General features: G+C 55.1%; 11 protein-coding genes. 5 read left to right on the forward strand and 6 right to left on the reverse strand.

The features are described from left to right. Positions 1-52: 52 nt before the first annotated feature. The 3 genes from nepI to MC50_RS08120 form a co-directional block, all read right to left on the reverse strand. Entirely contained in the window at positions 53-1234 is a 1182-nt protein-coding gene (nepI, locus tag MC50_RS08110; RefSeq protein ID WP_032690197.1) for a purine ribonucleoside efflux pump NepI, read from the reverse strand. Between the two features lie 167 nt (positions 1235-1401). Then, a complete protein-coding gene (locus MC50_RS08115; RefSeq protein WP_032690196.1) occupies positions 1402-1854 on the reverse strand; it encodes a DUF1198 family protein in 453 nt (150 codons plus the stop codon). 193 nt (positions 1855-2047) lie between these two features. Further along, positions 2048-2803 (reverse strand): IclR family transcriptional regulator, encoded by a 756-nt coding sequence (locus tag MC50_RS08120; protein ID WP_032690495.1) that lies wholly within the window; start codon positions 2801-2803, stop codon positions 2048-2050. Positions 2804-3047: 244 nt separating this feature from the next. On the opposite strand from MC50_RS08120, the gene MC50_RS08125 reads away from it, so the two are divergent. The 5 genes from MC50_RS08125 (at position 3048) to MC50_RS08145 (ending at position 8420) form a co-directional block, all read left to right on the forward strand. Further along, positions 3048-3947, forward strand: a complete 900-nt coding sequence (locus MC50_RS08125) for a dihydrodipicolinate synthase family protein (RefSeq protein WP_032690195.1) — start codon at positions 3048-3050, stop codon at positions 3945-3947. Between the two features lie 20 nt (positions 3948-3967). After that, on the forward strand, positions 3968-5485 hold the full coding sequence (locus MC50_RS08130; RefSeq protein ID WP_047663620.1) for a UxaA family hydrolase: 1518 nt from the start codon (positions 3968-3970) through the stop codon (positions 5483-5485). Between the two features lie 65 nt (positions 5486-5550). Next, positions 5551-6861 carry an MFS transporter gene (locus MC50_RS08135; RefSeq protein WP_047663621.1) on the forward strand — a complete coding sequence of 437 codons (1311 nt, stop codon included), beginning with the start codon at positions 5551-5553 and terminating at the stop codon, positions 6859-6861. A gap of 52 nt (positions 6862-6913) precedes the next feature. Further along, entirely contained in the window at positions 6914-7816 is a 903-nt protein-coding gene (locus MC50_RS08140) for a 2-dehydro-3-deoxygalactonokinase (RefSeq protein WP_047663623.1), read from the forward strand. After that, positions 7803-8420, forward strand: a complete 618-nt coding sequence (locus MC50_RS08145; RefSeq protein WP_032690191.1) for a 2-dehydro-3-deoxy-6-phosphogalactonate aldolase — start codon at positions 7803-7805, stop codon at positions 8418-8420. Before MC50_RS08140 ends, MC50_RS08145 begins: the two co-directional genes overlap by 14 nt. A gap of 50 nt (positions 8421-8470) precedes the next feature. Here MC50_RS08145 and uhpT read toward each other — a convergent pair whose 3' ends face one another. The 3 genes from uhpT to uhpB all read right to left on the reverse strand — a co-directional run bounded on the left by uhpT (position 8471) and on the right by uhpB (position 12823). Further along, positions 8471-9862, reverse strand: coding sequence for a hexose-6-phosphate:phosphate antiporter (gene uhpT, locus MC50_RS08150; RefSeq protein WP_032690190.1), 1392 nt, complete (start codon positions 9860-9862; stop codon positions 8471-8473). 141 nt (positions 9863-10003) lie between these two features. Then, positions 10004-11332, reverse strand: coding sequence for an MFS transporter (gene uhpC / locus MC50_RS08155; RefSeq protein WP_047663625.1), 1329 nt, complete (start codon positions 11330-11332; stop codon positions 10004-10006). 9 nt (positions 11333-11341) lie between these two features. Further along, positions 11342-12823, reverse strand: coding sequence for a signal transduction histidine-protein kinase/phosphatase UhpB (gene uhpB / locus MC50_RS08160; protein ID WP_162180058.1), 1482 nt, complete (start codon positions 12821-12823; stop codon positions 11342-11344). Between the last annotated feature and the right edge of the window lie 12 nt (positions 12824-12835).

Genomic DNA, 12835 nt, shown 5'->3' on the forward strand with positions numbered 1-12835 from the left:
GGGGTCATACGCACCTTGCCCGGGTTGCCCTGCCCGTGAAACGTAGTCCCGACTACACCCGGACTTTGCCAGCCACCAGCAGGCCGGTCAACAGCATCAACGCGCCGGAAATCACCAGCGGCGATAGCAGGCCAAGATGGTCCAGCGCCACGCCCCCCACCGCCGCACCACAGGTATTGGCCAGCTGAATGACCGCCACCTGGATTGAGCCGGCCTTCTCAGCCTGGTCGGAGAGCGAGCGGGTGATCCACGTTGACCACCCCACCGGAATCAATGCAAATGCAAAGCCCCAGATAACCGCCACCGCCGACGCTATCACCTGGCTTTCTCCCCACAGCACCAGCGTCGTCGCACAAATCGCCAGCAGCAGCGGCGCAACCGTCAGGGCCATTTTCACCGAATGCTTAAGGATCATCGATGACAGCGAGGTACCGATAAAGCTGGCAATACCGAAGCTCAGCAACACCAGCGTCAGGCCATCAACATCAAAACCGGCGAGGGTCATATAGACCGGACGAATATAGGTAAAGAAGGCAAATTGCCCGGCAAAGGCCATAAAAATGGCGCACATCCCGGCCATCACGCCGGGGCGTTTCAGCAGGCCGAACATATTTTGCTGTTGATGCGGCGCTTCGCCGGGTAAAGAGGGCAGCACCTTCAGCACCCAAAGCGTACAGAGTACGCCCATCACCGCCGCCGCATTAAAGACGTTACGCCAGCCGATAACGCCGCCCAGAAAGCTCCCCAACGGCGCGGCAATCACCAGCGCAATCGACACCGCGCCAAAGATAACCGACAGCGCTTTTGGCACCACCCGCATCGGGACAAGGCGCATCGTCAGCGAGGCGGACATCGCCCAGAAGCCGCCCAGCGCCAGCCCGAGACAGGCTCGGCCCACCAGCAGCAGCGCAAAGCTATTGGCGAAAGAGACCAGCAGACAGGATACCGTTAGCAGAACCGAGAAGAGAATCACCACATAGCGGCGATCGGTACTGCGAATCATGGAGGTGATAAACAGGCTGGCGAACATCGCCACAAACGCCGTGGTGGTGACCGACTGGCCGGCCAGCCCTTCAGAAATCCCCAGATCCTGGGCCATCGGCGTCAGCAAACTCACCGGTAAAAACTCAACGGTAATCAGGCAGGCCACGCAGAAGGCCACCGCGAATACCGCCGACCAGTTTGGCCGCGCATGTTCGCTGGCATGTTGTTTGGCTTCATTCAGAGGAGTCATCAGTTACCTGCAAGGTTGAATGGCGGAAAAGCTGCGCAGTGTAACATTTTGTGTGTGACTAATTTAACGTTTTGACAACTTCAGGCTTGATTATTGTGCGTGAATAAACCCAAGCCCGCCAGTAACGGGCCGCAGCGCGATCAGATATCCGGTGGCCGACAAGGTAATCAGTGCAGCCAGTGCACGCCGTCTTCAGGTAAAAACAGCGCGTTATAGCGCTGCTGCAGGGCGACAATCTCGCTCAGCTCCGGGTCCAGCTCGCGCAGAAATCCTTGTGCCAGACGGATCTGCGCATCGGTAATCGGTGCAGCCAGGCGGGCTTTTTGCATCTGGCGGAACCAGTAGTGCAGGTTCTGTTCACTGCTATCCACAATCCCCACCTGCCAGATCAGCAGGACCTGGGCGGCGTTTTGCAGATGCGCCTCATTGGGGCGCTCAAGGTAATGAAGGTACTCATTTCCGGCGGTTTTTCCCAGCTGATCGATCATCGATTCCAGCGGCACCGGGGTAATGGCTAACCGTTCGCTCAGGCGGCGAATAGCACGGCGTGAATCAGAGGTAAGTACCCGAAATCCGACAACAAAAACTACCACCAGCGTGGCCAATCCTAACCAGATCATGCTTCCTCTCATTCTACCGCAGCCCCACTATCATAATGGGAATTTGCCCGCTGTCGACTCCCGGGCATAGCATAATGTGACTTATCGCGGCTGGGGCCAGCCATGATGAGAGCCGGCTGTCTTAAACAGTCGAAAATAGCGGATGTGTATCACGGAAGTCGGTACGAGAAACGGCTCCGCGAGGTGCGACGAATTAAACCAGTTTTGCCGAGAGAGCCTGGCATGCCTCGCGAACCAGAACGGAGTATCGGGGAATACGGTCTTTGGGCATTTGCAGCTCCACGCCGCTGATGCTGACCGCAGCAATTACTTCCCGAGAGCGGTTAAAGACCGGAGCCGCAATACAATAAATGCCCGGCGAATCTTCCGCGTTGTCAAATGCCCACCCTTGCTCACGAATCCTGGCAAACTCCTGCATCAGAAGGGTTTTACTGGTGATAGTCGTAGCGGTAAAGCTCGGAAGCCTCTCTTCCGGTAACAGCTGGTCTATTTTTTCTGCAGGTAGCCAGGCACATAGCGCTTTCCCCACCCCAGAACTGTGCAGAGGCAGCTTTTTACCCACCCAGGTACGAATTCCGATTGGCTGTGTATTCTCAAGTTTCAGTACATAGATCGGCGCAACTTCATCAAGAATACCCAGATGACAGGTCAGATCGGTTTGTTCTCTCAGCTTTTCCAGCACAGGCAGTGCGACGTTGCGAATATCAAACTGCTCCAGCGAGCGGTTTCCCCACTCATAAAGCTTTAGCCCGAGGAAAAAACGACCTTTTTCCAGGCGCAATAGATGGTGATCAACCAACGCATTGAGCAACGAGGACGTGCTGCTTTTCGGTAAGCCCAAATCCTGCTGAATCTGGCTGAATGTAGCGCCGGGCGAATTGAACAGGTAATCACAGATTTTGACTGTCTTATCGAGGGCGGGTACCGGTGTTGTTATATCCTTGTTCATACGCAAATTGATCTTTTGATTCATACACTCCCATCAGTATACCCCATTCTATTCTCTCCGCGATGAGGCTTTTTTGCACAAATCCGTGACCTCCCTGGCTCTACCGGGCATTCCGTTTTAAATACGACACGAGTCACAATTGTTCATTAGTTCTACAAAAACCGTTGACGAAATGCGCGATGTTTTGCTGTACTTGATTCAACATACAGAACACTAGTTCCATATATAGAACAAAGGAGTTAAAATGACAGCCGCATTTAAGGGTGTATTTCCACCGGTACCGACCATTGTCAATGAACAAGGTGAACTCGATCGCCCAGGCATGGCCCGTATGCTGGATCATGTAATAGCTAATGGCGCTGACGGGGTGCTGATTCTTGGCAGCGGCGGGGAGTTTTCCCATTTATCGAACTGCCAACGTAAAGAGATTGCTGAATTTTGTCTCCAGCATATAAAAGGCAGGGTCCCGGTGCTAATGGGTATCGCCTGTGCCGGTACGGCGGAAACCATTGAACTGGGTTTACATGCCCAGCAGCATGGTGCGGATGGCGTACTCGTCGTCAATCCCTATTATGCCAAATTAAGTGACGAAGCGCGTTATACCCATTATAAGCGGGTCGCAGACGCATTAAACACCCCCGTATTTCTCTATAATTTTCCCGAACTGACCGGTCAGGATATTGGCATTGAGGTTATTACGCGTCTGGCCCAGGACGTGCCCAACATCGTTGGTATTAAAGACACCATTGATAACATCAGCCATACCCGCGAAATCATCAATCGGGTACATGCTTTTCGCCCGGATTTCATCATATTTAGCGGTTATGACGAATACATGCTGGATACCCTGCTGTTGGGTGGTCACGGCGGCATTCCCGCGACGTTTAATTTCGCGCCGCAGATTACGCGAGGGATTTACCAGGCGTTCCTTGATGGCGATATGACTGCTGCCCGTCTTTACCAAAAGCAGCTGGCCAGGCTTTCCCCGCTGTATGCCCTTGAACAACCGTTTTTTGGCGTGATTAAAGCGGCAATAAATTTAAGTGGCCTGGATATTTCTACTGCCGTTGTACCTCCAGCCCTGCCGCTCAATGCTGAGAAAACGGAGTACGTTAAAAACGTTCTGGCCCGCATTAGCCAATAAATTCTAAGAGAGCAATGTCAATGAACACAAACCCTGTACTCAAACTAAATGATAAAGATGATGTCGTCATCGCCAGACAACCGGTCGCCGCCGGTACCTGGCTTCCTGAAGAACAATTGAAAACCCTCAGCGATATCCCCGCCGGTCATAAAATTGCCATTCGTGATATTGCCGCAGGTGAAGCGGTAAAACGCTACGGACAGATTATCGGGTTTGCTACCCAGTCTATTCGTCGTGGTGAGCATATTCATATGCAAAACCTCGGCATGGGCGATTTTGAGCGCGAGTATGGTTGGGGGGAAGACTGTCATACCCTGCCGCCTGCCGGGCACCAGGATACATTTATGGGCATACGCCGGGCCGATGGACGGGCAGCAACCCGCAACTACATTGGCGTACTGAGTTCAGTTAACTGCAGCGCTACCGTTGTCAAAGCCATTGAAGATCACTTTCGGCTTCATGGTCTCGGCGACTATCCCAACGTGGATGGCGTTGTCGCGCTACCGCAAAGTTTTGGTTGCGCCATTGGTTCAAAAAGCGAATCGATGGAGGTCATGCGTCGAACCATGGCGGGTTATGCCACTCATGTCAATTTTGCTGGCGTGATCATCATTGGTCTCGGATGTGAATCCAGCCAAATCAAAGACATGATGAACACCCATGGCTTAAGCGATGGGCCCATGCTGCACAGCTTCACGATTCAGGAGATCGGCGGTACCCGCCATGCTATTGCCAGGGGCATTGAGCTCATCAACGAAATGCTGCCGCAGGCAAACCAGGTACAACGGGAGCCGATTCCAGCGGCAGAAATCATTCTGGCCCTTGAATGTGGGGGGTCAGATAGCTATTCCGGTATCTCTGCCAATCCCGCACTCGGTTACGCGGTTGATAAACTGGTGCAGCAAGGGGGTACCGCAATCCTCTCGGAAACGTCAGAGATCTATGGTGCTGAACATCTCCTGACCCGCCGCGCCGTCAGTCGTGAAGTCGGTGAAAAACTCATCGCTCGTATTCATTGGTGGGAAGATTATTGTCGCCGTACCGGGAGCGAGATGAACAATAACCCCTCAGCGGGTAATAAAGTTGGTGGACTGACCACCATCCTGGAAAAATCGCTTGGGGGAATTGCTAAGGCAGGAACCACAAATTTAACCGCTGTTTATGAATATGCCGAACCGGTAACGGAAAAAGGATTCGTATTTATGGATACTCCCGGGTATGACCCCATTGCGGTCACCGGGCAAATTGCCGGAGGCGCAAACCTGCTGTGCTTCACGACTGGCCGCGGTTCTGCGTTTGGCTCTAAACCCACCCCAAGCCTGAAACTCGCCACCAACAATGCCTTATGGCAACGCCAGCAGGAAGATATGGATATTAATTGTGGCACCATTGTTGAAGGTGAAGAGACAATTGCACAGGTCGGTGAACGTTTATATCAAATGATCCTTGAAATGGCGTCCGGGAAAAAAACAAAAAGCGAAGAGTTTGGTTATGGTAGCCAGGAGTTTGTTCCCTGGACTATCGGTTCCATTATGTAAGTTACCCTGATAATTATAATACCTCGTATCGCCATGCTCATTATTGGGCATGGCAAGGAGCATCTATGTCTCATGTCAATGTCCATACTGAAGAAGAAAAGCTCAAAGCGACAACGGTAAGATGGCGAATATTTATTGTCATGCTTATTCTGGGAGCAATTAACTATATTGACCGCACCTCTTTATCCATTGCCATGCCCTATATTACCGATGAATTCGGTATTACCGACACGCGTGTGGTTGGTGTTATTCACAGTGCATTCTTCTGGGCCTATGCGCTCATGCAAATACCCAGCGGGGTCATTGCTGATAAATTTAAAGCCCGAAATATTATTGCTATCGCCACAATTTTATGGGGTGCATTTCAGGCTATCGCCGCCCTCTGTCATTCTATTTTTACCCTCTCAATTTCACGCATTGGGCTGGGTATCGCCGAGTCCCCCATTATGCCCGCGGGCGCAAAGCTGATGGGGACCTGGCTGACCCCGACTGAACGCGGCCGCGGTTCAATGCTGCTGGATGGCGGTGCGCCGTTAGGTACCGCACTGGGTGCCGTAATCATTGCCGGACTTATTGCTCAGTTTGATTCCTGGCGGATGGCCTTCATCATTGCCGGGGTGGGGACTATCGCTATAGGTTTTCTTGCCTGGTGGTATATTCGTACCTATCCTTCTGAACACCCTGGGATTAACAAAGCTGAACTGGATCATATTACTGAAGCCAATGGAGATTCCACCTCTGGTAAAAAATATCGTCTCGCTGATATCAAACCTTATTTAAAACAACGTAATGTTATTGCGTTAATTTGTGGATGGGTTTGCTATAGCTTTGTCTTCTATGGTCTCATGACCTGGCTCCCGTTATATTTCCAGGCTACCTACGGCTTCGATATTAAGTCTATGGGTGGTGCCATGGCGATTATTTTCCTGCTGTGTTTTGTCGGCCAACTAACCGGGGGCTACATCATGGATAAATGGCGCAGTAAAGGCGGTAAAACCAGCCGCGTTATGCATACCATGCTGTCGATTTCAGCCATTACTGCTGGCATAGGAATATTTCTTTGCGCGCAAAGCAGTACGCCAGGCATCGCGATTACGCTTCTCACTATCGCCCTGTTCCCCCTGCGCTGGGCAAGCGTTTACTGGTCTATTCCGGGCCTTCTCGGCGCTCAATCCGTAGCAGGGACTATCTGCGGCACCATGAACTTTACCAGCAATCTGTTCGCCGCCATCCTGCCGATTTTTATCGGTTTCCTTGTGCAATTCACCGGTAATTATTACGCCGCAATGATGTTCTTCGCCCTCGCAGCGGTGGGGTATCTGGTTTGCTCTTTGTGCATCAATTTCGATAAGAAAATGGAAATTTCAGAGCAGTAACTCTCTCATCCACGGCCTGGCAACAGGCCGTTTTATCCATCAGGAATGCTTGATGTTCAATCTACAAAACTATATTGCCGTGGACTGGGGTAGCAGCAATCTGCGCCTGTGGCTATTTCAGCAAGGTGAAGCGATCTGGACTTATCATAGTCGCGAAGGGGTAACCCACCAACAACCGGGAGCGTTTAAAGAGCTCTGGCTCACCATCCTCTCACGGTGTCCGCATCCCCTGGCCCCTGACACCATTGTCATCATGAGCGGCATGATCGGTAGTAATCTCGGCTGGCTTGCCGTGCCCTATATTCCCTGTCCGACATCCGTTTCAGCGCTCTCCTCAAACCTGACGCCGGTCGAAAATGCCGGGCCTCTACCGGTGTGGATTGTCCCCGGGCTCCAGCTCAACGGCCCGGAACATTTCAACGTGATGCGTGGAGAGGAAACGCAACTCCTGGGCGCACTGAATGTAGAGGAGTGGTATGTCTTTCCCGGCACCCACAGCAAATGGGTACGCATGGAGAGGGAGCGCATCGGTGATTTTCAAACCATCATGACCGGGGAGTTCTTTCACTTGCTAAGCCACTACTCCGTGCTGTCCCAGCCACAAGACGGGCATCGGGAAGATCACCAGGCATTTCTTGATGGCGCACGACTGGGAGCACAAGAGTGCTGCCTGTCGCGAGGAACCTTTGCGCTGCGCGCACGTATGCTCTGCGGCGCCCTGCCTTCTGACGCTCTGCATAGCGCCCTCTCTGGACTGCTGATTGGTCACGAAGTCGCCCGGATGTACGAGCAATACGCCATTTCATCCACGGAAAGCGTAGTTCTGGTCGGTAACGATGCGCTACTGGCGCGATACCAAAGCGTTTTTACCCTTTTTGGCCTCACCTGTCGCCCCTTCAGCGGTGAAGCGGCCTTTCTTAACGGCATCAGGAGACTTCTTCATGACCACATCTGACTCTCTTCCTCTGGTCGCCATCCTGCGCGGGGTAACCCCAGATGATGTACTGGTGCACATGGCGGAACTGTATCGTGCGGGTTTTACGCAGGTAGAGATCCCGCTTAATTCCCCCAACTGGCAACAAAGTATTGTGCTTGCCGTAAAACATTACGGCGACCGGATGCGAATCGGCGCCGGTACGGTAACCACCCCGCGAGAGGTCGCCATACTAAAAGAGGCGGGCTGCGAATTTATCCTTACACCCAATACCGATATCTCCGTCATCAAGGCCGCGACATCTGCGGGAATGGCTACCTGTATCGGCTGTCTGACGGCCAGCGAGGCGTTGACCGCCCTCAGGCATGGCGCCAGCATGCTGAAGATCTTCCCTGCAGGTGATGTCGGGCCTGGCTACATTCGCTCGCTTCGGGCAATACTGCCGTCGAACACCCGACTGTACGCTGTGGGTGGCATCACCGCGACAAATCTCGCAGATTATCTCCGGGCCGGTTGCGAAGGGGCGGGATTAGGGAGCGATCTGTATCGTGCTGAACAGTCCCAGGCGGAAACCGCGGAAAAAGCGCAACGCTTCATCCACGCCTGGCGCGCCTGGCAGGCCTGAAATAAAAAAGCCCGGCATAAATGCCGGGCAACGTTACCCATACTCATCACTCAGGCATTCTGCAGGATGGGTTTCTTTTTCTCGCGACGAATTTTACGTTCTTCAAAGACCGCGACGATGGCCATCAGGCAGATACAGCCGATAGCTGCCGCATCCAGCGCCGCAAAGGTACCCGCCCAGCCAGTCAGGCCAAAGACCGGCGTGCCGTCGGCAATCATCCCCAGTCCCAGTTTGGCAAAGCTGTCGCCTATCAGATAAGCGAAGGTGCCTTTGATACCGTCCGCCGCGCCGATGGCTTTTTTCGGGACGAAGCCCACCGCCGCCACGCCGATCAGCAGCTGCGGGCCAAAGACCAGGAAGCCTAAGGCAAACAGCGACATCAGATAGACATACTGGTTGCTGGCATGCTGGTAAACACCCAGGGTGGCGATGATTAACGCCAGCGCGATACAGGCCACCAGCGCACGACGGCCGTTCGCCAGATCCGACAGCCAACCCCACAGCAGCGTGCCGACCAGCGCCCCGACTTCAAACAGGGTAAAGCCCTGAATCGCCACCTCTTTGGAAAGCTTCAGCTCCTGGAAGGCATAGACCGTCGACCACTGATCGATACCGATGCGCACCACATAGAGGAAGATGTTGGAGAAGCACAGCAGCCAGATGACTTTGTTTTTCAGGACATACTCGACGAAAATCTGCCATTTGGTCATGGCGTTCTCTTCCGTCTCTTTATCCTCTTCGCTGATCTCTTCGCCAAACAGCTCTTCCGCGTTACCGAGGCCGTAAGATTCCGGAGAGTCGCTACCAAAACGCAGACCGATAAAGCCGACAATCAGCGCAATAATCGACGGGAAGATGAACATGCCGATGACGTGGCCGTCGAACAAATAGTTCGCGCCAAACAGCGCCACGCCCGCAGCGCCCGCGCCGCCGAGGTTGTGAGAGATATTCCAGAAGCCGAGGAAGGTGCCGCGCTTACGACGTGGCGTCCATTTGGTAATGGTCGAATAGCTACACGAACCGCCGGTGCTCTGGAAGAAACCGCTCAGCGCATAGAAGGCGATCATCAGGAACAGACTGGTTGAACCGGCCCCCATACTGGCGCTAAAGCCGAGCATACAGATGGCGGAGAGGATCAGCATAAACGGCAGGAACTGCTTGGTGTTTTTACCGTCTGCGTAGTAAGACACCAGCGTTTTACCCACGCCGTAGGTGATCGAGAAGCCAAGGCCAATCATCCCCAGCTGGGTCATGCTCAACCCGTAGGTGGAGATCATATCGTTCTGGGCAATGTTAAAGTTTTTGCGGATCAGATACATCGTCAGGTAGCCAATAAAGACCACCAGATAGGACTGCATGAACGGTTTGAACCACATTTTACGCCGCACATCGAGCGGCAGATCCAGGGTCGGCTTGCGCACCTGGTTTAGAAAGGCCAGCATAGGACACTCCGGGCTAATTTTTATACCTGCGAATGGCAGGCATTGTAAAAAGCCGCGCTGCGACTGGCCTGAGACAGTGTCCAGGCGGAACCGGGAAAATTTCTTAGTTTTGCCTCGCTCGGGGTAAAAAGGAGAGACAGGTCACGCTTCGCTGGCGGTTCTGGGTGCCTGAGCGTTTAAAAATGGCAGCAGCAGCAACGCGGAAATGCCGGCGGCAATAGCGATGACCACGAAAAAACCGCTCCAGTGCCAGATTTCCATAATCTGCGCCAGCGGCCAGCCGGACAGCGACGCCCCGAGATAGGCAAACAGCCCGACAAACCCGGTTGCCGCGCCCGCCGCTTCTTTGTGGGAACACTCCGCCGCCGCCATGCCAATCAGCATCTGGGGGCCAAACACAAAGAAACCGGTGGTAAAGAAGCAGGCCGCCTGCATCACATAGCTGGCGAAAGGCATCAGCCACAAACCGCCGACCGAGAGCAAAATACCGGCGGCGAAAATCAGGTTCATCGGTCCACGGTTGCCGTTAAACAGCTTATCCGAGCCCCATCCCGCCACCAGCGCGCCAATAAAACCACCCAGTTCGAACATCGTTACCGCCGAATTAGCGGTCACCAGATCGACGCCCAGCGTCTCCGACATATACAGGTTGCCCCAGTCGTTAATCGCCGCCCGCACCACGTATACCAGCACGTAGCACAACGACAGCAGCCAGATATAGGGATTGAGCAGTACGTATTTGGTAAGAATCTCTTTGCGCGTCAGACCCGCCCCCTCCTGCTGCTGGGCAATCTCCAGCTCGTCATGCCGCCAGTCGCCCACCGCAGGCAGCCCGACGACCTGCGGCCGGTCGCGCAGTCGCCAGCAGAGGAACAGCCCGGCGAGAATCGCCAGCATCCCGGCAATCATCATCCCGGTACGCCAGCCGTAGTGTAGCGCCGCCGCGCCGACCACCATCGGAATCAGCGCCCCGCCGACGTTATGCGCGGTATTCCACAATGCCCACCAGCCGCCGCGCTCGGTTCGCGAATACCAGGCCGTCAGCAGACGGGCGCACACCGGCGACCCCCAGCCCTGGAAAAAGGCGTTCAGCGCCCACAGCAGGGCGAACGCCCATAGCGAGGTGGAGAAGCCAAACAGAATATTGACCACGCCGGTGGCGATAAGGCCCAGCCCCATAAAATAACGGGCGTTGGAACGGTCGCTGACGATGCCGGAGAAAAACTTCGACAGCCCGTAGGTGATGTAAAACAGCGTCGCCAGCAGGCCAATATCGCTGCGGGTCAGGACGTTGCTGGCGAGAATTTCCGGCACCGCGGCGTTAAAGCTTTTGCGCGTGAAATAAAACAGGGCATAGCCCAGCCAGATGGTCAGCAGAATATGACGCCGCCAGTAGCGATAACGCTCATCCAGCGCCTGCTTATCGGTAACCGGCGCGGCATCGGGCGGGGATTTCAGAAAGCTCAGCATCATGACTCCTCAAACATAACGGCGCGGCAGGCTGACGCAGACACGGGTGCCGTGCGTGCAGGAGATAGTGAGCGTACCGCCCAGCGCCGTCACGCGTTCGCGCATACCGGTCAGACCAAAGCCCTGCTGCCCGGTACCCGGCGGCAGCCCGCAGCCATCATCCTCAAGTACCAGCATCAGCCGTTGATCCTGCTGCCAGCCCTGCAGCGTCACCGCGCTGGCGCTGGCATGTTTGACGATATTATTCAGCCCTTCCTGACAGACGCGGAACAGCGTCACGCGCTGGTTTTCGCTCAAGGCGGCCTCATCAATGCGCCAGTCGAGATGGCTGATGATCCCGCGATCTTCCAGCTCCATTTCGCGCATCAGCGAACGTACCGCCTGTTCAAGGGTCAGATCGTCGAGCTGACGCGGGCGCAGCCGACCCAGCAGCCGACGAACCGAGTCGTAAACCCCTAGCGAAAGCTGCTCAATCAGCTGACCGCTCTGTTTCACGCCGCCGTTTTCCGGCGCCAGACGCTGCACAATCCCGGCCTGGGTGCGAATCGCGGTGATGGTCTGGCCAATATCATCATGCAGCTCGCGCGCCACGTCCCGGCGCACGCTCTCTTCCGTTTCCAGCAGCCGCTCCGCCAGCCGCCGGTTACGCGCCAGCTCGCTTTGCAGCGACTGGTTCAGCTCGCGCAGACGCTGAATTCCGGCGCCAAGCAGCAGCCCGGTCAGGCTCTGCGCCAGCAGTGAGAGCAGCAAATCCACCGGATGATCGTGCCAGGTCTGGCTGGCGATTAACGCGATAGCGTTCATCAGCGCGGCGATCAGCGCCCCCTGCCAGCCGTAATGCCAGGCTAAAGCGATGATCGGCAGCGCCAGGCAGAAAGGGGTAAAACGCGAGAGCTCGGCGGGCAGTCCCAGCTGTAGCCAGAGGCTGACGGTAAACAGCAGCAGATACCAGATAAGATGCCGCCCTCGCCAGTTGACCGGCTGTGAAACCAGCGATGGCCCCAGCGGTCGCCAGACGGTGCTGGTGAGATAGTGCCAGATAACCAGGCAGGTCGGGGCCAGCGTCAGGCCGCCGGTTAACGTCAACAGCAGCGCGTTCAGTCCGTCGCTCCCTTCGCTCATCCACGGCAGTGATTGCAGCAGCGCGGCGGCAATCAGCGCCCCGCCCTGACGCAGCAATGTGAGCCAGTCGCGCTGGTGACGATAGCGTGAAATGAGCGCCACCGGCAGCAGCGCCAGCACGCTACCGATCATCAATATTATCGGATGCGCCAGCGCCACTTCCTGCGCCAGCCAGAAGATCAACAGCCATTCAGCGCCCAGTAACACCGGCCAGTAGCCGCGCGGACACTGCAGCATCAAACCCAGCCGCAGGCCAAAGGGGAACAGCAGGACGGCAAGATCCGGTCGTTCGACCAGGTGCAGGCTGATGCTCCACAGGCAGAACCACGCGGCGGAGAAAATACAGAAGCAGCCAGCCACCGAAAGCAGCCGGGAGAGGAA

The organism is Klebsiella planticola (assembly GCF_000783935.2).
GTDB classification, from domain to species: Bacteria; Pseudomonadota; Gammaproteobacteria; order Enterobacterales; family Enterobacteriaceae; genus Klebsiella; species Klebsiella planticola.

Excerpts from the sequence above, each read along its gene's own strand:
- MC50_RS08130 (WP_047663620.1), top strand. The coding sequence starts at position 3,968 with ATGAACACAAACCCTGTACTCAAACTAAATGATAAAGATGATGTCGTC.
- MC50_RS08145 (WP_032690191.1), top strand. The coding sequence starts at position 7,803 with ATGACCACATCTGACTCTCTTCCTCTGGTCGCCATCCTGCGCGGGGTA.
- MC50_RS08125 (WP_032690195.1), top strand. The coding sequence starts at position 3,048 with ATGACAGCCGCATTTAAGGGTGTATTTCCACCGGTACCGACCATTGTC.
- uhpT (WP_032690190.1), bottom strand. The coding sequence starts at position 9,862 with ATGCTGGCCTTTCTAAACCAGGTGCGCAAGCCGACCCTGGATCTGCCG.
- MC50_RS08115 (WP_032690196.1), bottom strand. The coding sequence starts at position 1,854 with ATGATCTGGTTAGGATTGGCCACGCTGGTGGTAGTTTTTGTTGTCGGA.
- MC50_RS08140 (WP_047663623.1), top strand. The coding sequence starts at position 6,914 with ATGTTCAATCTACAAAACTATATTGCCGTGGACTGGGGTAGCAGCAAT.
- MC50_RS08120 (WP_032690495.1), bottom strand. The coding sequence starts at position 2,803 with ATGAACAAGGATATAACAACACCGGTACCCGCCCTCGATAAGACAGTC.
- uhpC (WP_047663625.1), bottom strand. The coding sequence starts at position 11,332 with ATGCTGAGCTTTCTGAAATCCCCGCCCGATGCCGCGCCGGTTACCGAT.
- MC50_RS08135 (WP_047663621.1), top strand. The coding sequence starts at position 5,551 with ATGTCTCATGTCAATGTCCATACTGAAGAAGAAAAGCTCAAAGCGACA.
- nepI (WP_032690197.1), bottom strand. The coding sequence starts at position 1,234 with ATGACTCCTCTGAATGAAGCCAAACAACATGCCAGCGAACATGCGCGG.